Genomic DNA, 21,306 nt, shown 5'->3' on the forward strand with positions numbered 1-21,306 from the left:
TCGCGGGGAAGATCAGCATTGCCATCATCCCCAGAACCTTCAACAGCTCGTACACAGGTTGATGATGATCGGTGGATAACGTGACCGTCGTCCCCAGGCGTCCACAGCCTCGTACACAGGGTTTCTCCACAGCCTGTGGGTAACCGGCGAGGGACGGACCGTAGTTATCCACCGATGGTGGATAACGAGCTGTGGACAACGAGTGGCGGTCGAGGCGGTCACGGCCTCGATGCTGTGGCCTACACCATGTCGAGAGTCCAGCTGGCGGACCAAAAAGAACGCCCGGCCGGGAGATCCGGCCGGGCGTGTCCGTGGCTGTGCGCCGCGCGGAGGCGGTCGTACGCCTCAGCTGTTCTGCTTGATCCGGTTGGTCAGCTCGGCGATCTGGTTGTACAGCGAGCGGCGCTCCGCCATCTGCTGACGAATCTTGCGGTCGGCGTGCATCACCGTGGTGTGGTCCCGGCCACCGAACGCCTGCCCGATCCGGGGCAGCGACAGCTCGGTCAACTCCCGACACAGGTACATGGCCACCTGGCGGGCGTTGACCAGCACCCGGGACCTGGACTGGCCGCGCAGGTCCTCCAGGCTCACCCCGAAGTAGTCCGCGGTCGAGGCCATGATCTGGTCGGCGTTGATCTCCGGACCGGCGCCGTCGGGCATGAAGTCCCGAAGCACCTCCTCGGCCAGCGACAGCTCGACGGTCGACCGGGTCAGGCTGGCGAAGGCGGTCACCCGGATCAGGGCGCCCTCCAGCTCCCGGATCGAGTTCGACACCCGGGAGGCGATGAACTCCAACACGTCCGGCGGGGCGTACATCCGCTCCTGCGCCGCCTTCTTCTGCAGGATCGCGATCCGGGTCTCCAGATCCGGTGGCTGGATGTCGGCCAGCAGCCCCCACTCGAACCGGGTTCGCATCCGGTCCTCGAGGGTGGCGAGCTGACGCGGCGACCGGTCCGAGGTGATCACGATCTGCTTGTTGGCGTTGTGCAGGGTGTTGAAGGTGTGGAAGAACTCCTCCTGGGTGCGCTCGCGGTTCTCCAGGAACTGGATGTCGTCGATCAACAGGATGTCGACGTCGCGGTAGCGCCGCTGGAACGCGCTGGTCTTGTCGTCCCGGAGCGAGTTGATGAAGTCGTTGGTGAATTCCTCGGTCGAGACGTACCGGACCGAGCGGGCGTTGCCGAGCGTCGTGGCGTAGTGCCCAATGGCGTGCAGCAGGTGGGTCTTGCCCAACCCCGAGTGCCCGTAGATGAAGAGCGGGTTGTACGCCTTGGCCGGCGACTCCGCCACCGCCACGCTCGCCGCGTGGGCGAAGCGGTTGGACGAGCCGATGACAAACGTCTCAAACATGTACTTCGGGTTGAGCCGGTTGCCGCCGGTGTCGGCACCGGGCAACCGGCGGTCGTCGCGGCCACCGGCCCGATGGTCCACCGCGCTGCGACCCGGGCCGCTGTCCGTTCCGCTGTCCCGCGGAAGCGAGCGGATCACGTGCTGGTCGCGCGGTGACGCCGAGTCTTCCCGGTAGCGGGGCTCGTAGGGCCGGGTGTCCGGGCCGGGCGGGTCGAGGCGGGCGGCCTGCTCGTCGTAGCCGCGTCGGTCCGGGCCCGGTCGGGGCGGGCGCATCGGCTCCGCGAAGGCGGCGCTGAACAACGCCTCCTGCCCGTCCCTGCTGGCGGGAATCAGCCCCGAGCGATGCCCGTCGACGGTCGGCGCGAGCGGCGGACCCGCCGGCGCGGGTGGTGCCACCGGATCGGGCGTACGCGGCGCGGGCGACTGCTCAGGGATCATCGCGTCGGCCGACGGTCGAGCGCGCTGGTCGTCGTCGAACGGTGAGCCGCCCGGGCCGTCGATGTCGAGCGGCCCCGGCTCCGGGGCGCTGCGGTAGACGGTGCCAGCCGGTCGGCCGGTGGCATCCTCGGCCACCCGAACGGTGACCGCGACCTGGATCGGTCGGCCGAGCCGGCGGGTGAGCGCCTCGGTGATCGCCGGGCGCAGCCGTGACTCGATCACGTCGCGGGTGAACGCGTCCGGGACGGAGAGCAGTGCGGTGTCCTCGACGATCGCTCGCAGCCGGGTCAGTCGGAGATAGGCACGCTGCTGGGCGGAGATGATCTCGTCGGCGAGCTCGTCGGTCGCCGCTAACCACACTGCGGCAAGGTCGGTCGTACCGGCCACCGTCGTGCCACCCCCTCGCTTCTGCTCCCGGCCGCCGCTGTCTGCCAGCCGGCCGTTCCGGGCCCGCCGCGTTCGCGGGTGGAACAACACCCACCCGGACGGTCGACCGGTGGTCATCCACAAGTTATCCACAGCCTGTGTACCGACCGATTGTGGCCGCCGGACGCGGGTGGGACCTGCCCCTGCCTGATCGGGCGCTGAAGCGGGTTCACCGTGCCGAACGATTCACTGCCTTGTCCGGTCTTGCCTGCGCGACGACCGGAGCTTCCGACGCTCACCGCAATCGGGCACGGTAACAGCGTTGTCCCTGCGCCATCAACCGGCGACGCCGCAGCGCCCTTGTCGGCATCAGCGAAAACCGCCCTCCGGCCTCGGGCGCGTCCCGTTGTCCGCTGCTCGAGGTGTTTGACGGTCATTGCCCCCCTGCGTAGGCTGGAACGGCTGCTTTCTCGCCCTCTGCTAGGGTGATGGGTGCTTGCTGTCCGCGGTCGCATCCCCGCATCGCCGAGGCCCCGCTCCGCCGGACAGCACCGATCGTGGGCCACCGTCGCGGTGGCCTGGACCACCACACGACCCCGGCGATCCCGTCGCGCGGGGCGCGTACGAAAACGGAGAGCCTGACGTGAGCAAGCGCACCTACCAGCCGAACAACCGCCGGCGCGCGAAGACCCACGGCTTCCGGCTGCGCATGCGCACCCGTGCCGGCCGTGCCATCCTGTCGAGCCGTCGCGCCAAGGGTCGCACCACCCTGTCGGCCTGAGCCGACCGGGCCGGTCCAGGGGACGTGGGCAGTCGTGCTGGCCGCCGCACAGCGACTGCGGCGCAGCACTGACTTCGCCGCAGCGGTTCGCGGTGGCCGACGAGCCGGACGTGGCGCCGTCGTGGTCCACCTGACCATGCCGGTGACCGTCGACCCCAGCACACCGACCTCGCCGGAGCCGGTACGGGACAACAGTGCGGAGCAGTCGTCCGTGCCGTCCCGTGCCGGCTTTGTCGTGTCCAAGGCGGTCGGCAACGCGGTGACCCGCAACCGGGTCCGGCGTCGACTCCGGGCGCTGGTCCGGGAGCGGTTGACCGCCCTGCCCGCCGGCAGCACCCTGGTCGTCCGGGCGCTGCCCGCCGCGGCGCAGGCGTCGTACCCCCGGCTCGCCACCGACCTGGACGCCGCCATCGCGGTCGCCCGGTCACCTCGCGAGCGGCGGTCCAAATGAGCGGCAGCGAGCAGAGCAGCTCACGCCCGTCGACAACCGGTGCCAAGGTGCTGATCGCGCCCATCATCGCGTACCGTCGGTGGATAAGTCCGGCCCTGCCGGCTCGCTGTCGGTTCTACCCGTCGTGCAGCGCGTACGCCCAGGAGGCGGTCGCTCGGCACGGCGCGCTCCGGGGAGCCATGCTGGCGGTCCGGCGGTTGTTGCGCTGCCACCCCTTTCACCCTGGTGGATACGACCCGGTGCCGGAGCCGGGCGGCCGCCGCCGTGCTGATGTGACTGGAGCCCCGAATTGAGTCTGAGTCTCGACTGGATCTACTACGCGATTTCGTGGATCCTGCTGACCTGGCACTCTGCCTGGGACGCCATCGGGGTGCCGGTCGGCTCGGTGATCGGCACCAACTTCGCCTGGATCCTGGCCATCATCTTCTTGGTGGTCACCGTCCGGGTGATCCTGTTCCCGGTCTTCGTCAAGCAGATCAAGTCGCAGCGGGCGATGCAGGCGCTCCAGCCCAAGGTCAAGGAGCTTCAGGAGAAGCACAAGGGCGACCGGGAGACGCTCCAGAAAGAAATGATGGAGCTCTACAAGAAGGAGAAGGCCAACCCGCTGATGGGTTGCCTTCCGATGTTCCTTCAGATCCCGGTCTTCCTGGGCCTCTTCCACGTGCTGCGCCGGCTCGACCCCGACAAGCAGAACAACACCCTCTACGGCTGGACCGCCGACCAGTTCGAGAGCGCCTCGCAGGCGAAGCTCTTCACCGCCCCGATCGCCGGCAAGTTCGGCTCCACGGCCGACGAGTTGGCCAGCCTCGGCGCCAACGGCAGCACCGTGAAGATCATTGCTGGAGTCCTGGTCCTGGTCATGATCGCGACCACGTACCTGACCAGCCGTCAGATGATCCTCAAGACCGGCTGGGCGGAGGACCCGCAGCAGCGGATGATCCAGCGCCTGATGCTCTACGGCATCCCCGCGTCGCTGCTGATCTCCGGCGCGATCTTCCCGATCGGCGTCATCATCTACTGGGTGACCAACAACCTCTTCACCCTCGGCCAGCAGCAGTGGGTGCTGCGGAAGTTCCCGCCGCCGGTGACCGCCAAGAAGGCGGTCGCCCCCGCCGCCTCCCGTAACCCCGTGCAGCCCGCCAAGTCCGGTGGTCTGTTCGGTCGCGGCAAGGCGGCCCCGCCGGCGCCGGTCAAGGCCGCCACACCCAAGGTGGCCGGGCCGAAGCCGGGTGCCAAGCCGGTGAACAACCCGAAGAAGAGCCGCCCCGCCAAGCGGCAGGGCTGACCTGGGAGGGCCGCCGTCGGATCACCGGCGGCGGCCCGTTCCGCACCGCGCAGCCGCCGTACGGCCGGCGCCGGGTGGAACCGACCGCGCACCGCGCGGCCACGGGCGACACTGCCCGTACAGACGTGCCCGTGGGCACCGGCGACCTCCCGCCGGCCCCGGGAAACCAGTCGGACCCGACGGTCCGGCCGAGTGAGTACGGAGATGAGACCGTGACCGAGACCAGCATCCCCCGCGCCGAGCAGTCCCTGGACGAGGAGGAGACCGCCACGCTCGCGGTGGACGGCGACGACACCGAAGCCGATGACACCGAGGTGGACGACGACACCGACACCGCTGCTGGCACCCGGGCGAAGAAGGCTGTGGGCGAGGGCGACCTGTTCCGGCAGAGCGAGATTGCCGCCGACTACGTCGAGGGCCTGCTCGACATCCTCGACTACGACGGCGACATCGACGAGCTGGTCGCCGCCGGCCGGCCGATGGTCGAGGTGGTCGGCGAGCGACTGCAGAATCTGGTCGGTCAGCGCGGGGCCACCCTGGAGGCGCTCCAGGAGCTGACCCGCCTTGCCGTCTTCCGGCAGACCGGTACGCCGAGCCGGCTGCTGCTCGACGTCGGCGGCTACCGGGCGAACCGCCGCAAGGAACTCGCCGCGGTCGCCAAGAACGCCGTCGAGAAGGTCAAGGAGTACGGCGAGCCGGTCCGCCTGGAGGCGATGTCCGCGTTCGAGCGCAAGTGCGTGCACGACGTCGTCAACGCCATGTCCGGCGTGGCGAGCGAGTCCGAGGGTGTGGAGCCGAACCGGCGCATCGTCGTACGGCCGGCGGACTGACCGGGTGACCCACGACGACATCACGGCCGAGGCCGTGTCCGGCCCGGGCGGCACGCCGCCCGGGCCGTCCGCTGTCCGCCCCGCCACCTCCGACCGCGAGGCCGAACCGACCGGGCGCGACGCCACCCCGTCCCCGGCCGACGCGGCGTTGCCGCCAGAGTTGGCTCCGGCCGCGCTGACCCTCTTCGGCGATCGTCTCGACCTGGCCGCGGCGTACGCCGAACTGCTGGCCACCGACGGCGTGGTCCGCGGTCTGATCGGCCCCCGGGAGGCACCCCGCATCTGGGATCGGCACCTGCTCAACTGTGCTGCGGTCGCCGAGCGGATCCCGACCGACGCGACGGTGCTCGACGTCGGCTCCGGCGCGGGTCTGCCCGGCCTCGTCCTGGCCATCGCCCGCCCCGACCTGACGGTTACCCTGATCGAGCCGCTCGCCCGACGGACGTCGTTCCTGATCGAGGTCGTCGAGCGACTCGGCCTGGCCAAGTCGGTACGGGTGTTCCGAGGTCGGGCCGACGAGGCCGCCAGCGGTTCGAGCGGCCGGGAGCCGATCAGCGGAGACGTGGTCACCGCGCGCGCGGTCGCACCCCTGGATCGGCTCGCGGGCTGGAGCCTCCCCCTGGCGGTTCGCGGTGGCCGGCTGCTGGCGCTCAAGGGCTCATCGGCCGCAGCCGAGATCGAGGAGCACGCCGAGGTGGTGGCGCGACTCGGCGGTGGCGAGCCGGCCGTGCAGCTCTGCGGCGTCGGGGTGATCGATCCGCCAACCACGGTCGTGGAGATCGTGCGCGAGCGGATGGTCGGCCCGCCCCGCCCGGCGGCCAAGAAGCGCGCCCGGGGCGGACGTTCCCGCCGAGGCTGACACTTCGCGCCATCGGGCTTCCGGCCGGTGGGTTGCCTCGTTGTACCGGTACGGATGGACGAGGGGATGAGAACCCGACGTGGACCGGCCGCGCCCGTCCGCCGTAGGCTGACCGCGCGTCGATAGTGTGGAGCGGGTGACGGACGTCGCGGGTCTCCGACCGCTCTCGTGGGCCGTACGCTCCGGGTTGCGGGCGTGGATGCGGCCAAGTTGACCGGGGCGCGGACCGACCATCCGAAGCGGGCAGGGATGACAGGTGCATGACGACGGCAGGTACGACGATCCACGCGTGACCGGGTCGACCAGCGATCCCGTTTCACGTGAAACCGACTACCCGAGCTGGTCGCCGGGCGCGACCGGGCCCTCGACCGGACCCACAGACAACGATCCGCCGGCAGCGCTCGACCCGCCGTCGGGTTCTGGCCGGTCAGAGGGCTCGGCTGTTGCTGAGCCGGCGAGTGTTCGTCGGACGCCGGAGGCGTTGAGTCGACCGGTCAACGCGGCCGAGGTGCGGTCGACCTCGGGCCGGCGGAACACCGCCGCAGCGGTTCGCTTCGAGCCAGCCGTCCCGCACCAACCCACTGCGTCCGCCGCCCGGGACGCCGCCCCGGCGGTCGCCGACGCGCCGGTCGCTTCGACCGAGTCGTTGGCTGCTGTGGCGACCGACCCCACGTACGTTTCACGTGAAACCCCGACGCGCGAAGAGGATGACCCACCGTTGGCTATGGAGGCGATGCGCGCCGTGCAGATCCTGAATCCCAGTGGCGAGGTGACAATGCCTCGGCCGGACCGGACCCGGGTCATGTGCGTCGCCAACCAGAAGGGCGGCGTGGGTAAGACCACCACCACCGTCAACCTTGCGGTGGCGCTCGCCCTGCACGGCAACCGGGTGCTCGTGGTCGACCTCGACCCGCAGGGCAACGCCTCGACCGGGCTCAACGTCCCACACCACACCGGAATCCCGGACGTCTACGACTGCCTGATCAACAGCGTGCCGCTGGCCGAGGTGGCGCAGGCGGTCGAGGGCATCCCCAACCTGTGGTGCGTACCCGCGACCATCGACCTGGCCGGCGCGGAGATCGAGTTGGTGTCGGTTGTGGCCCGGGAGTCGCGCCTGGATCGGGCGATCGCCGCCTACCCGGGCGAGTTCGACTACGTCTTCATCGACTGCCCGCCCTCGCTCGGTCTGCTCACGGTCAACGCTCTGGTTGCCGCGCAGGAGGTGCTGATCCCGATCCAGTGCGAGTACTACGCGCTGGAAGGGCTCAACCAGCTGATCAACAACATCAACCTGGTACGCCAGCACCTCAACCCGAAGCTCGACGTCTCCACCATCCTGCTGACCATGTACGACCGTCGCACCCGGTTGGCCGACGCCGTCGAGCAGGACGTGCGGAACCACTTCGGCGACAAGGTCCTTCAGGCGGTCATCCCCCGCAACGTCCGGGTCTCCGAGGCACCGAGCTACGGCCAGTCGGTGATGACCTACGATCCCGGTTCGCGGGGTGCCACGAGTTACTTCGAGGCCGCCCAGGAGATCGCCGAGCGGGGCGTCAAGGAGCCGGTGGGCCGGAATGCGTAGTGCGGACGAGTCGCTGGGAGGCGTGGCATGAAGAACCGTCCTCGGGGCGGCCTGGGTAGGGGCCTTGGGGCGCTGATCCCGACCGGACCGGCGCCGGGTGCCGCTGGCACCGCGACGGCCGAGCCGGAGCACGAGCACGTGGACGACGCGGGCACCGTCGCCGTCGCCGCGGTGCCCGCCGGAGCGCCAGTTGACGAGCGCGAGCCGGAGCCCGTGCTCAGTCCGGTGCCCGGTGCTCGATTCGCCGAGATCCCGGTCGACGCGATCATGCCGAACCCGAAGCAGCCCCGCCAGGTCTTCGACGAGGAGGCGCTGGAGGAGCTGAAGACCTCGATCCAGGAGGTCGGCTTCCTTCAGCCCATCGTCGTTCGGCAGCTCGACGACGAGAAGTACGAACTGGTGATGGGCGAGCGGCGTTGGCGGGCCGCCCAGGCGGTGGGGCGGGAGAGCATCCCGGCGATCGTCCGGGACACCCGTGACGACGCCATGCTCCGCGACGCCCTACTGGAGAACATCCACCGGGCCAACCTGAACCCGCTGGAAGAGGCCGCCGCTTACCAGCAACTGTTGGAGGAGTTCGGGGCCACCCACGAGGAGCTGGCCCGCCGGATCGGCCGGAGCCGCCCGCAGATCTCCAACACGATCCGACTGCTGAACCTGCCCGCCCAGGTGCAGCGCCGGGTTGCCGCCGGCATCCTGTCGGCGGGGCACGCCCGCGCTCTGCTGAGCCTCGATGAGGCGGAGGCGCAGGAGCAGTTGGCCCTGCGGATCGTGGCCGAAGGACTGTCGGTGCGGGCGACCGAGGAGATCGTGGCCCTGGCGCTGAACGACGGGCCGGCAAAGGGTCAGGCCGCGAAGCGGCGACCCAAGGCGCACGCGCCGGCCCTGACCGATCTCGCCGATCGACTGTCCGACCGGTTTGACACCCGGGTGAAGGTGGACATCGGCCGGAGCAAGGGCAAGATCACGATCGAGTTCGCGACGGTGGACGACCTTGAGCGGATCGTCGGGATCATCGGCGTGCAGCAGGAGGAGAGCGGGGACTGAGACCGCCCCCTCGGCCACGGCCGCGCTACCCACCGGGAGCGCGGCCGTTCTGCATCCCGGGTCGTCGCGTTTCACGTGAAACGCGACCGCCGTGCTTCAGGAGATCGGCATGCCCCACGGATCGTCGTCGTGCTCGGCTCGCTCAGCTAGCCCGCCCTCACCCTGACCGATGATGAGGGCGCGGGAGTACGCGTGAGTGGACGGCTCGCGCTACCCCGCGCACGTGGCGTCGGAATCCGCAGGCGCGCGCGGCGGGCGCTATGACGGCGGCAGAAGACACGGCGACGGGCGGCGGACGCGGCAACGGCAGTGGGCGGGTCGACGGGCCGATGGCGAGCTCGGCGCCGGACGGCGGCGACAGCGGCGGGTGGCGACGACGGACGGCAGGCGACGGGTGGATCCCCACACGCGTCGCAGAAGGCTCCGGAATGGTCCACTCGACCGCAACCACCCCCTGCCCCGTTCGAAGCGCCAGCGAGCAGCTGAGTGGGGCCTAACGCGTCTCCGTGGTCATCCTCGGGTGAGCCGAGCTCCGCAGTGCGACCGACCGTGTCGGAACGCCCGATGAAACGGCCCTGTGCGCGGGTCGGTCGCGGCGGGCCAGATTCGCTCGGCCGTCGGCACGAGGGCGTCCCGTCCGGCGCGCCGACCCGGCCGGAACGTCGACGGCCCGCTCGTTTCACGTGAAACAGAGCCACCCGCTGCGCCCATCTCGGTGCTCACTGGGATCGCCGAGACGACCCGTGCTCACTGACGCCGAGCGGACCCACTGTCGTTCGGAGTGACGGTCCAGCGGAGTCGCCGCGCGTCTCGGGCGTGCGATGTCGGTGCGGCGGTTCGAGCTGCCCGCCTTAGGCGTCGAGGGCGTCCGAGAGTCGAGGGCGTCAGGACGTTCTGGCGTGCGGGCCGGGGTGATGCCCCACGCAGTCCGCGACCGGGCCAGCCGTCAACGCCGACCGTGCGCAGTGAGCCAGCGAGCGTCGTTCGGCGGTGGGTGGAGCGCCGACGGCGGCCTGCGAGGCGACCGGCGCGCACCCGTCCGCTGCCGGCCCCCGTGGGCCATCAAACCCGCCTGAGTGGCGGTTCGCGGACAACGACCGACCGGCCGAAAAGTTATCCACACCGGTTGTCCACAGGCACCCCCCGTTTCACGTGAAACAGCGCGTGGGAGCGGGTGCCAGCCTGTGGATGACGGCCTGTGTTCAGGATCTCGGCAGCCTGTGGATATCGCCTCTCGGCGCCCGTGCGGCCACCCGGACCCGGTCGACGGCGGGTGCCGATCCGGTGGGCCGGGACGGCTCAAACAGGTAGGGACAGCGGTGCCAGACTCGGTTAGGGTCAGCGTCGTGCACGACACCCCTCCCTCAGTCCCGGACTTCACCCAGTGGCCGTCATTTCCCTTCGAGGGTGACCTCCACGTGAAGCAACTCGATGATCCGGTCCCGGTCGAACCGCCCCGGAAGGGCGAGGGTCTCCGGGAATGCACCGCCTGCAACGCGCCCGACGACGCCTACATCTGGGTGGGCGAGCGGTGGCGGGTCCGCGCCATGGACCGGCCCACCGGCCTACCCATGGTGCTCATCCTGGAATCGCGGACCCACCTCGACCTCGGCGACCTGCCGAACCTGCTCGCTGCCGAGCTGGGGGTGATGACCGTCCGTCTGGAGCGGGCCATCCGGTCGCTCGACGGCGTCGCGCGGGTGCACGTCAATCGCTGGGGCGACGGCTCGGCTCATCTGCACATGTGGTTCCTCGCCCGCCCGTACGGCCGCCTTCAGCTACGGGGCACGTTCCTGTCCCTGTGGGACTCGATCCTGCCGCCGATCTCCGAGGCGCAGTGGCGGGAAAATCTGGCGCTCGTCGCCGCCTGGCTCGCCGAGTTCGGTGGCCGTCCGCTCGCCGAGCCACCCCGCATCCAGTGGCAGGCGCCGTCCAGTCTGCTGGCCCAGTCCGCCGCCGCGGATGCCGCTGCCGCAGCGGAGGCTGCCTCGGCGGCAGCAGCCGGGATGGAGGCGGTCTCGGTCATCGAGGCGGCAGCGGAGATCCCGGAACCAGCGCTCGACCCCACCTCCGATTCGACCGACGCCGACAGCGCGCCCCCGACCGAACCGGTCGTGGACGCGGACGCCGACGCCGGCTCGACGGCGACCACCGTCGTCGACCGGACCGCTGACCCTGCTCGGACGTCCGCGGTCACCGGTCCGACGGCTGAGCCCGCTCGGACGGCATCCGCCACCGACCTTCCCGGCGCCACACCCGGCACCTCGACCTCCGGCACTCCGGCATCCGCCGTCCGGGACTCCACCACCGCCGCGTCCGGCAGCGCAGCCACGACGGCGGCGCCCACCGACGGACCCCACGTCGGCCCGGCGGAGACGCCCGACGGACCTCAGGGCAACCCGACGAGCGAAGGCGCCGACGAGACTCCGTCGAGTCCCGTTCACCCGGCCGGCTCCGGGCCCGCCAACGAGGGCGCCTCCGGGGAGACCGTCAGGAAGCCCGCCCCCGAGGGCGGCGTCGGCACTCCGGGCGTAGCCGCGCGCACCAACGGCAGCGACACACCCGACGTACGCGCGAGCCACTGATCTGGAACCGGCCGTGAGGTTGGCCTGCCGGGGCCAACCTCATGGCCGACGGGGCGGGCGGTGCCGCTCGGCCGACGGGGTTGGCGGGTAGCTCAGTGAGTGGTGAGGCGGGCCGCTGCCCGACCGACCAGGGTGCCGAGGAGCCGGCCGAAGTCCAGCCCGGCCGCTTGCACGGCAAGGGGGAGCAGTGACGTCTCCGTCATGCCTGGCGAGACGTTGACCTCCAGCACGTGCGGCTGGCCGGCCGCGTCCACGATCACGTCGACGCGGGAGAGATCCCGTAGACCGAGCGCGGTGTGCGCGGCGAGGGCCACGTCAGCGACCGTGGCGGCTACCTCTGGGTCCAGCCGGGCCGGGGCGTGCCAGGTGGTCCGCCCCGCGGTGTAGCGGGCGGCGTAGTCGTACACGCCGTTGCGCGGCACGATCTCCACCGGCGGCAGCGCCTGCGGGCCGTCGCCGAGGTCGACGACGGAGACCGCCACGTCCATTCCCGGCACGTACCGCTCCACCAGCGCCGTGGAGTCGTACGCGAAGCAGCCGACCATCGCGGCGGGCAGCGCGGCGGCGTCCCGGACCACCGCCCCACCCAGCCCGGACCCGCCCTGCGCCGGCTTGACCATCAGGGGTACGCCCAGACGGTCGACGATCCGGTCCAGGACGGCGACCGCGCCAAGCTCGGAGAAACGATCGTGCGGGAGCGCCACCCAGTCGGGGGTGGGGATGCCGGCCTCGCGGAGCACCGCCTTGGCCGAGGGCTTGTCCCAGGCGACCCGGGAGGCCCGAGCGTCGCAGCCGACGTACGGGATGTCGCACAGATCCAGCACCCCGCGCAGTGAGCCGTCCTCGCCGGTCGCGCCGTGCAGTGCGATCACCACCGCGTCCGGCGGGTCGGCCGCGAGCGCCGGTAGCAGGGCCACATCGGCGTCTCGCAGCTCGGCCTCCACCCCGACGGCGCGCAGCGCGTCGAGCACCCGACGGCCGGAGCGCAGCGACACGTCCCGCTCGTAGGAGAGCCCGCCCGCGAGCACCACGACGCGCAGGTCGGCCGAGATGGCGGAATCGGTCACGAGGAGGTGCTCGGCGGTCGTACCCATGCCGGCATCATGCCAAGTCGGGCCCGGGCACGTCGGAGCCGGCCCGGCCGCGTCGGCCGGCGGCGCCACCCACGGCACCGAAGACCCGGCGCATGGCGATCTCCTGCTCCATCACGCCGGCCAGCCGGCGGACGCCCTCGCGGATCCGCTCCGGCGGAGGGAAGCTGAAGTTGAGCCGCATGGTGCCGGTGCCCGTGCCGTCGGCGTAGAAGCCGGTGCCGGGGACGTAGGCGACCCGGGCGGCGACCGCTCGCGGCATCATCGCCTTCGAGTCGAGCCCGTCGGGCAGGGTGGCCCACACGAAGAGACCGCCGGCCGGTGTGGTCCAGCTGGTGCCCTCGGGCATCAGGTCGGCCATCGCGTCGAGCAGGGCGTCCCGGCGTTCCCGGTAGACCTCGCGGTAGACCTTGAGCTGCTGCCGCCAGGGCATCGTGCTCAGATAGGTGGCCACCGCGGCCTGGGCGTAACCGCTGGGGCAGAGGATCTGCGCCTCGCTGGCGATGACCAGTTTGTCGCGGACCGCGTGCGGCGCCAGGATCCAGCCGACCCGCAGCCCGGGAGCGAAGGTCTTGGAGAACGTGCTGAGGTAGAAGACGCCGTCCCGGCGGCGGGCCCGCAGGGGAGCCGGGGCCTCACCCTCGAACCCCAGCTGACCGTACGGGTCGTCCTCGACGACGAGCAGGCCGGCGCGCTCGCAGATGTCGAGCACCCGGTCCCGGCGCACCTCACTGAGCGTCACGCCGGTCGGGTTCTGGTAGGTGGGGATCGTGTAGAGGAACTTGACCCGCTGACCCGCGCGGGCCAGGTCGGCGATGGCCGTCTCCAGCGCCTCCGGGATCAGCCCGTCCTCATCCATCGGTACGTGGACGACCTGCGCCTGGGCGGCCTGAAACACGCCCAGCGCACCGACGTACGTCGGCCCCTCGGCGAGCACCACGTCACCCGGGTCGAGGAAGAGCCGGGCCACCAGGTCCAGTGCCTGCTGCCCGCCCACGGTGACCACGACGTCCTCCGGGGAGGCCCCGCACGCGGCGTCGATGCCGGAGAGCGACATCACCTCGCAGATCCGCTCGCGCAGCTCAAGGGTGCCCTGGCCGATGCCGTACTGAAGGGTGGTCACGCCGTGCTCGGAGCCGAGCCGGCCGAGCATCTCGCCGACCGCGTCCAGCGGAAGGGCGGCGATGTACGGTGCGCCGCCGGCAAGCGAGACGACCTCCGGGCGACTGGCCACCGCGAACAATGCTCGAATCTCGGAGGCGGTCATCCCGCGTACCCGCCGGGCGTACCGGTCGGTGTAGTCGTCGAGTGTCGTGCCGGTCATGACCTCACCTCGATCACTGCTCGGGTGGCTACCGCCCCGGGTACCCCGCACACCGCTGACCATGGCGGCGGACACACCGATTGTCGATCCTAGTCCGCCAACGTCGTGCTGCCTCCGTGCCGAGGCAGATCGACCACATGGCGGACCGTCCTCGGCGTCCCCCGCTGCGGTGAGCATCTGCGCGTCCCCTCCCGCATCGCCGATCGGCGGCGTACGATCGCTCGTCGGGGGCAGGAAGGCGGCGCTGTCGTTCCATGCCGGTCTCACCACCGAGCCTATTGTGGGGATGCGCCATATGTCGCGACGTCTGGTCAGCCTGACCCTCGACACGTTGGAAGACCTCCCGCGCCCATGCCGGCAGTGCGTCTACTGGGAGCTCGATCCGGTCTCCGCGGACCGGGCCTGCGCCGCCGGCGACCCGGGCCTGGAGAAGGAGGCGTGGGTCTCCCAAACGCTGCTGGAGTGGGGCTCCTGCGGAAAACTCGCGTACGTCGACGGCATGCCGGCCGGCTTCGTGATGTACGCCCCGCCCGCCTACGTGCCCCGTTCGATGGCGTTCCCGACCTCACCGGTCTCCGCCGACGCGGCACTGTTGATGACCGCCAACGTGGTCGCCGCGTTCGCCGGCGGAGGGTTGGGCCGAATGTTGGTGCAGGGTGTCGCCCGGGATCTGACCAAGCGCGGGATCAAGGCCATCGAGGCGTTCGGCGACGCCAAGTTCGGCGACGCGGACGACCCCGCCGGCGGTTGCGTGGCCCCGGTCGACTTCTTCCTCTCCGTGGGCTTCAAGACCGTACGTCCGCATCCGCGCTTCCCTCGGTTGCGCCTTGAGCTGCGTACGGCGCTGAGCTGGAAGTCCGACGTCGAGTACGCGCTGGAGAAGCTGCTCGGGTCGATGAGCCCGGAGACTCTGCTCCGGCCGGTCCGGCCCGCCCCGGCCACCCGCTCCACCAACGGCTGACGCCCGACGGCGGATCAGTCGACCACCGTGCCGGCGGCCACGACGGCACGCAGTTCGCTGACGTCGAGCGATCCGGTCGGGACGTCCCGTTCGATCGGGTAGTACATCCGCTGCACGGCGGCCACGATCGCCTCCACCACCCGGTCCCGGAACCGGGGGTCGACAAGTCGGGCGCGGTCCGTCGGCGAGGTGAGGTAGCCGACCTCGACCCGGACGGCGGGCATCCGCGTCAGCCGCAGCAACTCCCACGTCTTGGCGTGGGTGCGGCAGTCCCGCAGCCCGGTGCGGGCGACGATTTCCCGCTGCACCAGCCCGGCCAGGCGTTCACCGGTCGCCGACGTCACCCCGTTGTCGGTGCCGTAGTGATAGGTCGCGACGCCCTCCGCATCCGGGTTGGCGTGGCCGTCCAGGTGCAGCGAGATGAACACGTCGGCGCCGAGCGAGTTGGCGAGCAGGGCCCGGTCGGTGTCCGGCAGGCAACTGTCCGGCGACGGGCCCCGGGTGAGCTGCACCCGCACCCCGGAGGCGGCGAGTCGCCCCTCCAGCCGGCTGGCCAGGTCGTGCACCAGGTCCGCCTCGGTCCAGCGCAGCGAGCCGTCGGGCACCACCATCCCGGGGTCGGTGCCCCCGTGCCCCGGGTCGATGACGACCGTCTTGCCGACCAGCGCCGGCCCGGACTGCCGGATGGCGTCGGATTCGCGCAGCCACTGCGGGCGGCCGCCGACCACCTTGCGGCCGATCCGGCGGAGCGCGTTCATGGTGTGTGGGCCGCAGGAGCCGTCCGGGGTGAGCCCGACCTCACGCTGGAACTGGGCCACCGCCCGGGACGTCCGGACACCGTAGATGGCGTCCGCCCGGCCCACGTCGTACCCCATCTCCAGCAGTCGCTCCTGTAGCGACCGGACGTCCTCGCCGGTCAGCGGCTCGGGAACCGCGTGGTAGAGGGTGCGGGCGCCGAGCCGCCAGCGGGCGGCGTCCAGGGCGCGCCAGGTTTCCGCTCCGACCCGGCCGTCCACGCTGAGCCCGCGCGACTGCTGGAACGCGCGGACCGCCCGCTCGGTGTCGAGGTCGAACTCGTCGGTGTGCGGGCCGGCGGCGGCGAGCAGCTCAAGGCCGGTCAGGATGGTACGGATCTCCGTGACCGCGGGTCCCCGGTCACCGGGTCGGATCGGACGCACGCACGACCCCCTCTGCACGACACTGGCTGGCCGGGCGGCCCAGGCTTGAGGCTATGCGCTCCGGGGCGGCGAGGTGGCTGGGGCGGAGAAATACGCCGACGAAGACGCCGAACCCCGCACCCGGCGAGCGGGTACGGGGTTCGGTTGATGTTTCTGCTGGTCAGAGGGCCGATTCGATGAGCCGGACCAGCTCGCCCTTCGGCTTGGCACCGGCGATCGACTGCACCGGCTGGCCGTTCTTGAAGACGGTGAGCGTCGGCACCGACATCACCCGGTAGGCCCGAGCGGTCTCCGGGTTCTCGTCGATGTTGAGCTTGACGATGGTGACCTGGTCACCCATCTCCCGGGCGATCTCCTCGAGCAGCGGCGACACCTTGCGGCACGGCCCGCACCACTCCGCCCAGAAGTCCACCAGCACCGGCTTGTCGGCCTGCAGCACGTCAGCGACGAAGCTCTTGTCGGTGACCGCCTTGGTTGTTCCCACTATGCCCCTCCTCCGGGATGTGTTCCTTGTTTCAGCTGAGCGTCGCGATGAACCGCTCGGCGTCGAGCGCGGCGGCACAACCGGTGCCGGCCGCGGTGATCGCCTGGCGGTAGGTGTGGTCGACCACGTCGCCGGCGGCGAAGACACCGGGCACGTTGGTACGCGTGCTCGGGGCGTGGACCTTCACGTAGCCCTCGTCGTCCAGCTCGACCTGGCCCTGGAACAGCTCGCTGCGAGGGTCGTGACCGATGGCGACGAAGACGCCGGTCACGTCCATCACCTTGGTCTCACCGGTGTGCACGTTGCGGACGCGTACCCCGGTGACCTTGCCGTCGTCGCCGAGGATCTCCTCGACGGTGCTGTTCCACTCGACCTTGATCTTCTCGTTGCTCAGCGCCCGGTCGGCCATGATCTTGCTGGCCCGGAACGAGTCGCGGCGGTGGATGATGGTCACCGACTCCGCGAATCGGGTGAGGAAGGTGGCCTCCTCCATAGCCGAGTCGCCACCGCCGACGACCACGATCTGCTGGTTGCGGAAGAAGAAGCCGTCGCAGGTGGCACAGGCGGAGACGCCGTGGCCCAGGTACTCCTGCTCGCCGGGCACGCCCAGCGGACGCCAGGCCGAACCGGTGGAGAGGATGATGGAGCGCGCCCGGTAGGCGGTCTCGCCAACCCAGACGGTGCTCACCGCGCCAGAGCCGGCGTCGCCGGTGTCCACCAGCTCGACGCGGGTCACGTCGTCGGTGAGGAACTCGGCGCCGAACCGCTCGGCCTGCTTGCGCATGTTGTCCATCAGCTCGGGGCCGAGGATGCCGTCAGCGAAGCCGGGGAAGTTTTCCACCTCGGTCGTGGTCATCAGCGCGCCACCGGACTGCACGCCCTCGATGATCAGTGGCTTCAGGTTGGCGCGTGCGGCGTAGACGGCCGCCGTGTAACCGGCCGGCCCGGAGCCGATGATGATCAGGTTGCGGACCTCGTCCACTGCCGTCTCCCGAGTTGTGTGTGTTCGGCGTCGGCGCGAGCACCGATGCTGATCCGAGTTGCCGACGCCTGGGTGGGGGCCGGCAGCTGACTTCCAGAACGTCATCGTACGAACCGGGGATTCCCGAGCCGGGCATCCGGTGGGTCAGGTCACGTGGGCGGTCATCGTGCCATTGACCGTGGATTCACCCTACCCGCGCCGAATACCGGCTGTCCGAGCCGGACCCGGGCACTCCGCACTCCGGGCCGCTCACCCAGGCCCACCGGGCTCCGGTCGCATCGGTAAAGCGGATGACCAGCGCCTGCTCACTCTGGAACCGCGCGTAGTCGACCACCTCGACCACCAGTGGGGCCGATCCGTGCTCCGCCGCGACGCTGGCCAGACAGGTCGTCAGCGCGACCTCGTCGGTCAACCGGGCCAGCTGGTCCGACCCGTCGGGAGAGGGACGGCGTTCGCCCTCGGCATCAACCTTCGGCTGCTCGCCCGGGGTGTTGCCGCTCGCCCGGCTGTCGGCAGATGTGCTCGGCGCGTCCGTGCCGTACCCGTCGCCGAGGGTCTGCGGGGTGTAGTTCGTACCGCTGCGCAGCGCCGGCCCGGTGGTGCGGACCGTCCCGGCCCCCGCGACGCCCTCGGGCGCGCTGGCCGGCTGATTCATGGCGTTGACGCCGTCGGCGTCGTCCGCCGCGCGCATCGACAGCTGGTTGAGGCCCAGCGCGACGGCGATCACGGCGATCGCGGCGGCGGCCACGGGTGCGCCACGGCGGGCCCAGCCGCGCCGGCGGCGGCCCGGCCCGGTGGACGCCCAGCGCCCCGGCCCGACGGGTGTGCGGACGTCCGGCCGCCGACCGGCCTGCGCGGGCACCAGCGGCGTCGCCGCGTCGCCGTCCGGACCCGCGTTGGCGGGTGCCCCCTCGGTCGAGCTGCCGTTCGGCGGCTTCGCGGAGGCCAGCGCGGCCAGCAGGCGGTCGGTGATCGCCGACGGCATCTCCGGGGACGGCTCCGCCCAGCGGGTCAGATCCGACCGGACCTCGGTCACGGCGGGGGCCAGCAGCGCGTACGCCTCGGCCCAGGACGGGTCCGCGGCGACCAGGTGGGCGACCTCGTCCTGCTGCGGGGTGCCGTCCAACGCCCCGCCGAGGTAGTCAGCGAGGAGGTCGGCGTCGACCTCCCGGAACCCCTCGGTCGTCACGTGTCCTCCTGGTTGGCGTCCCGCCGGTACCGGCCTAACCCCGATCCGACGCCCTCCACCGGGCCCGGGTTCCCCGGCGTGACGCCGGGCACGCCCGTGATCGGCGCGGCAGGGTCCGATCGGGCCGAAGGCGTCGCGACGGGAGTGGGGCGGAGATGCCCGAGCAGCACGGCGAGCCGCGCCCGGCCCCGGGCACACCGGCTCTTCACCGTCCCCTCGGCGACGCCGAGGATGCGGGCGACCTCGGCGACCGGGTAGCCCTGCACGTCGACCAGCACCAGCGCGGCGCGCTGCTCAAGGGGCAACGCGGCGAGCGCCTCGCGGACCACCAGCACGGTGTCGTGGTCCGTTGCCGGTGCCGCCGGCTCCAGCCCGCCGGTGCCCGAGCCGTCCTCGGCCCGGTTGCCGTCCGGCAGCGGCACGGTGGGGTGCGCCTGCCGGCGTCGGATCCGGTCCAGGCAGGCGTTGACCACGATCCGGTGCAGCCAGGTGGTGACGGCGGAGTCACCGCGGAACCGGGCCGCCGCCCGATGGGCAGACAGCAGGGCGTCCTGGAGCGCGTCGGCTGCCTCCTCGCGGTCGCCGAGCGTCCGCAGGGCCACCGCCCACAACCGGTCGCGGTGCCGGTGGAACAGTTCGGCAAAGGCGTCGCGGTCCCCGGCGACGTGTGCGCGCAGCAGCTCCAGGTCGCCTGCGGCGGCACGCCCGTCCATCACCGCGTCCAGTGCGTGCGGTGCCCGGATCGTGGCGCCCGGCTCACGACCCCTGGACCGTAATTTCCTGCACCCCCAGCTTGAACCCACCCTCGGCCGGAGCCAACTCGGTGATCCAGAACAGCAGGTACTGGTATTTCTGGTCGGCGTCGAAGCCGTTGAACGTCATGGTGGTGCCGTCGTGGTCCTCGAACGGCTGACCGATGGCGGTCTTGTAACTCGCGACCAACTGCTTGTCACCGTTGGAGCTGGACGGTGGGTTGGTCGTGCCGGCGAGCAGCTGGGCGGACGCGTTGGTGGCCGAGAGAACCGCCTGCACCGACTTGACGGTGTGCGGCTCGCCGAGGTCGATCCAGACGCCCATGCCCTTCTTCAGGTTGCCGAAGTTGGGCCGGTCCCGGTAGGTCTCGGTCTCCCAGCCGTTGTCCTCGTCACCGTCGATGACCTTCTCGGCGCCGTCGACCTCACTGCGGTTCTTGCTGTCCGGGTCGATGATCCGGACGTTCTTCACGGTCAGCTTGCGGGCGGTCGCGGCTGCCGGGGTGGCGTCGCCGGCCGGTGCACTGGAGGTCGGCGCGGCGACCGGGTTGGACTTCGGGTCCTCGTCGTCGCCGCCCAGCGCGATGATCCCGATCAGCAGACCGACCAGGGCGACGGCCAGCAGGCCAGCGATGCCGACGGCGACCTTGCGACCCCCGGCCGCGGCCAGCGGTGATGGCTCTTCCTCGGTGTCGGCGGCGAACCGCAGTGGCCCGCTGTTGTCGAGGTAGTGCTCCTCCTCGGCCGGCACGTCCAGCCGCGCCAACTCGGCGGCGAGCACGTCGGAGGAGGGCGGCGCGATCTCGGCGTCGAGCAGATCCATGGTCAGATCGTCCAGGTACGCGGGAACGCCCGCCCGAACCTGGCGCGGTGCCGCGATGGCACCCCCGGCGTCCCGGACAGCGTCCGGGATGGCGGCGCGGCCGTGGCCGGCGGTGGCGCCGCGCAACGGTGCCTCGGCATGCGGCCAGGAACCGGTCAGCGCGAAGTAGAGGACCCCGCCGACCGCCCGGATGTCGTTCTCCTGGCTGTCGGCGCCGTCGGTGCGGGCGTCGGCCAGGACCACCCGGCCCTCGTCACTGATCATGACGGTGCCGGGGTGGACGTTGCCGTGCACCATGCCGGTGGCGTGGACCGCGGCGAGCGCGCTCGCCACGGCGTTGCCGATGGCGGTGGCCCGAGCCGGGTCCAGAGGGCCGTCGGCTGCCAGATCCCGCAGGGACTGCCCGTCGACCCACTCGCGCACCACGTACGCCCGGTCGGCCTCGTCGATCGCGTCGTAGACGCCGACCAGGTTGGGGTGGATGACCCGGCTGGCCGCGACGGCGGCCTGAAGCATCTCGGTGGCGGAGTCGCCACCCGGGTAACGCAGCACCACGGCAACGGGACGGCGCAGGATGACGTCGACCCCGCGCCAGACCAGCCGACCCGCACTGTCGTTGTTGATGTGCTCAACCAGTTCGTACCGCTCGGCGAGGACTTCACCGGCCGTGGGAGCACCGAAGGTCATGACCGGAGGAGCGCTTTCGTCCGCCTCCTGACCCTCGCCGACCTGGGTCACCCGTCCTCCCTCGGTGATCGTGTCGATCGATGAACCCGAACTGCTGGGCATGTGGCTTCCCGCTCTGCCGTTGAAGGAACCGGCCGACCGGTGTCGACGCGCAGCGTCGGCCCCTGCCGTACCCGTCGAGAGCGACCTTACCCGGGTTGCCCGTCTCTCCGACATGTCATCTTCCCGCCGTACCTGGCGGGGTTCCGGCAGTCGCAGAGG

The 21,306-nt window shown here is 71.2% G+C and carries 19 protein-coding genes; 10 read left to right on the forward strand and 9 right to left on the reverse strand.

The features are described 5' to 3' along the window. Positions 1–345: 345 nt before the first annotated feature. Positions 346–2,175: a chromosomal replication initiator protein DnaA gene (dnaA, locus tag AC5L30_RS21765; protein ID WP_494869670.1), complete on the reverse strand. Its 1,830-nt coding sequence runs from the start codon at positions 2,173–2,175 to the stop codon at positions 346–348. A gap of 622 nt (positions 2,176–2,797) precedes the next feature. Between dnaA and rpmH the strand changes: the two genes are divergently transcribed. The 9 genes from rpmH to AC5L30_RS21810 all read left to right on the forward strand — a co-directional run bounded on the left by rpmH (position 2,798) and on the right by AC5L30_RS21810 (position 11,574). Next, positions 2,798–2,935 carry a 50S ribosomal protein L34 gene (gene rpmH / locus AC5L30_RS21770; RefSeq protein ID WP_007453904.1) on the forward strand — a complete coding sequence of 46 codons (138 nt, stop codon included), beginning with the start codon at positions 2,798–2,800 and terminating at the stop codon, positions 2,933–2,935. Between the two features lie 34 nt (positions 2,936–2,969). Next, positions 2,970–3,386 carry a ribonuclease P protein component gene (rnpA, locus tag AC5L30_RS21775; protein WP_494869466.1) on the forward strand — a complete coding sequence of 139 codons (417 nt, stop codon included), beginning with the start codon at positions 2,970–2,972 and terminating at the stop codon, positions 3,384–3,386. Continuing rightward, positions 3,383–3,679, forward strand: a complete 297-nt coding sequence (gene yidD / locus AC5L30_RS21780) for a membrane protein insertion efficiency factor YidD (RefSeq protein WP_494869468.1) — start codon at positions 3,383–3,385, stop codon at positions 3,677–3,679. Before rnpA ends, yidD begins: the two co-directional genes overlap by 4 nt. 2 nt (positions 3,680–3,681) lie before the next feature. Next, entirely contained in the window at positions 3,682–4,671 is a 990-nt protein-coding gene (gene yidC / locus AC5L30_RS21785) for a membrane protein insertase YidC (RefSeq protein WP_494869672.1), read from the forward strand. Positions 4,672–4,883: 212 nt separating this feature from the next. Further along, positions 4,884–5,501, forward strand: a complete 618-nt coding sequence (locus AC5L30_RS21790; RefSeq protein ID WP_494869469.1) for a Jag family protein — start codon at positions 4,884–4,886, stop codon at positions 5,499–5,501. A 148-nt stretch (positions 5,502–5,649) separates the two neighbouring features. Further along, positions 5,650–6,360 carry a 16S rRNA (guanine(527)-N(7))-methyltransferase RsmG gene (rsmG, locus tag AC5L30_RS21795; RefSeq protein WP_494869673.1) on the forward strand — a complete coding sequence of 237 codons (711 nt, stop codon included), beginning with the start codon at positions 5,650–5,652 and terminating at the stop codon, positions 6,358–6,360. Positions 6,361–6,868: 508 nt separating this feature from the next. Then, complete coding sequence (locus AC5L30_RS21800; protein WP_494869675.1) at positions 6,869–7,942, forward strand: ParA family protein; 1,074 nt, start codon at positions 6,869–6,871, stop codon at positions 7,940–7,942. A gap of 27 nt (positions 7,943–7,969) precedes the next feature. Continuing rightward, a complete protein-coding gene (locus AC5L30_RS21805) occupies positions 7,970–8,989 on the forward strand; it encodes a ParB/RepB/Spo0J family partition protein (protein WP_494869470.1) in 1,020 nt (339 codons plus the stop codon). Positions 8,990–10,560: 1,571 nt separating this feature from the next. Next, positions 10,561–11,574, forward strand: coding sequence for a hypothetical protein (locus AC5L30_RS21810; RefSeq protein ID WP_494869677.1), 1,014 nt, complete (start codon positions 10,561–10,563; stop codon positions 11,572–11,574). A gap of 92 nt (positions 11,575–11,666) precedes the next feature. Here AC5L30_RS21810 and AC5L30_RS21815 read toward each other — a convergent pair whose 3' ends face one another. Next, positions 11,667–12,668, reverse strand: a complete 1,002-nt coding sequence (locus AC5L30_RS21815; protein WP_494869471.1) for a D-alanine--D-alanine ligase family protein — start codon at positions 12,666–12,668, stop codon at positions 11,667–11,669. A 7-nt stretch (positions 12,669–12,675) separates the two neighbouring features. Then, positions 12,676–13,989 (reverse strand): aminotransferase-like domain-containing protein, encoded by a 1,314-nt coding sequence (locus AC5L30_RS21820; protein WP_494869473.1) that lies wholly within the window; start codon positions 13,987–13,989, stop codon positions 12,676–12,678. A gap of 295 nt (positions 13,990–14,284) precedes the next feature. On the opposite strand from AC5L30_RS21820, the gene AC5L30_RS21825 reads away from it, so the two are divergent. Then, on the forward strand, positions 14,285–14,950 hold the full coding sequence (locus AC5L30_RS21825) for a GNAT family N-acetyltransferase (RefSeq protein ID WP_110564833.1): 666 nt from the start codon (positions 14,285–14,287) through the stop codon (positions 14,948–14,950). 14 nt (positions 14,951–14,964) lie between these two features. On the opposite strand, the gene AC5L30_RS21830 is transcribed toward AC5L30_RS21825, so the two are convergent. The 6 genes from AC5L30_RS21830 to AC5L30_RS21855 all read right to left on the reverse strand — a co-directional run bounded on the left by AC5L30_RS21830 (position 14,965) and on the right by AC5L30_RS21855 (position 21,147). Next, on the reverse strand, positions 14,965–16,128 hold the full coding sequence (locus AC5L30_RS21830) for an N-acetylmuramoyl-L-alanine amidase (protein WP_494869475.1): 1,164 nt from the start codon (positions 16,126–16,128) through the stop codon (positions 14,965–14,967). Between the two features lie 160 nt (positions 16,129–16,288). After that, positions 16,289–16,612 (reverse strand): thioredoxin, encoded by a 324-nt coding sequence (trxA, locus tag AC5L30_RS21835; protein WP_030331849.1) that lies wholly within the window; start codon positions 16,610–16,612, stop codon positions 16,289–16,291. Between the two features lie 31 nt (positions 16,613–16,643). After that, the gene (trxB, locus tag AC5L30_RS21840) at positions 16,644–17,594 is read right to left on the reverse strand and encodes a thioredoxin-disulfide reductase (protein ID WP_452304120.1); all 951 of its coding nucleotides are present in this window, start codon (positions 17,592–17,594) and stop codon (positions 16,644–16,646) included. A 184-nt stretch (positions 17,595–17,778) separates the two neighbouring features. Next, positions 17,779–18,783, reverse strand: a complete 1,005-nt coding sequence (locus tag AC5L30_RS21845; RefSeq protein ID WP_494869477.1) for an RsmA family anti-sigma factor — start codon at positions 18,781–18,783, stop codon at positions 17,779–17,781. Beyond that, positions 18,780–19,496: an RNA polymerase sigma factor SigM gene (sigM, locus tag AC5L30_RS21850; protein WP_494869478.1), complete on the reverse strand. Its 717-nt coding sequence runs from the start codon at positions 19,494–19,496 to the stop codon at positions 18,780–18,782. The genes AC5L30_RS21845 and sigM overlap by 4 nt, the downstream gene beginning before the upstream one ends. 43 nt (positions 19,497–19,539) lie before the next feature. Next, positions 19,540–21,147 carry a protein kinase family protein gene (locus tag AC5L30_RS21855; RefSeq protein WP_494869479.1) on the reverse strand — a complete coding sequence of 536 codons (1,608 nt, stop codon included), beginning with the start codon at positions 21,145–21,147 and terminating at the stop codon, positions 19,540–19,542. Positions 21,148–21,306 lie beyond the last annotated feature (159 nt).

This window comes from Micromonospora sp. BQ32, from assembly GCF_059358895.1.

Excerpts from the sequence above, each read along its gene's own strand:
- yidD (WP_494869468.1), top strand. The coding sequence starts at position 3,383 with ATGAGCGGCAGCGAGCAGAGCAGCTCACGCCCGTCGACAACCGGTGCC.
- AC5L30_RS21805 (WP_494869470.1), top strand. The coding sequence starts at position 7,970 with ATGAAGAACCGTCCTCGGGGCGGCCTGGGTAGGGGCCTTGGGGCGCTG.
- AC5L30_RS21810 (WP_494869677.1), top strand. The coding sequence starts at position 10,561 with ATGGTGCTCATCCTGGAATCGCGGACCCACCTCGACCTCGGCGACCTG.
- AC5L30_RS21815 (WP_494869471.1), bottom strand. The coding sequence starts at position 12,668 with ATGGGTACGACCGCCGAGCACCTCCTCGTGACCGATTCCGCCATCTCG.
- AC5L30_RS21820 (WP_494869473.1), bottom strand. The coding sequence starts at position 13,989 with ATGACCGGCACGACACTCGACGACTACACCGACCGGTACGCCCGGCGG.
- AC5L30_RS21825 (WP_110564833.1), top strand. The coding sequence starts at position 14,285 with ATGTCGCGACGTCTGGTCAGCCTGACCCTCGACACGTTGGAAGACCTC.
- sigM (WP_494869478.1), bottom strand. The coding sequence starts at position 19,496 with ATGGACGGGCGTGCCGCCGCAGGCGACCTGGAGCTGCTGCGCGCACAC.
- AC5L30_RS21855 (WP_494869479.1), bottom strand. The coding sequence starts at position 21,147 with ATGCCCAGCAGTTCGGGTTCATCGATCGACACGATCACCGAGGGAGGA.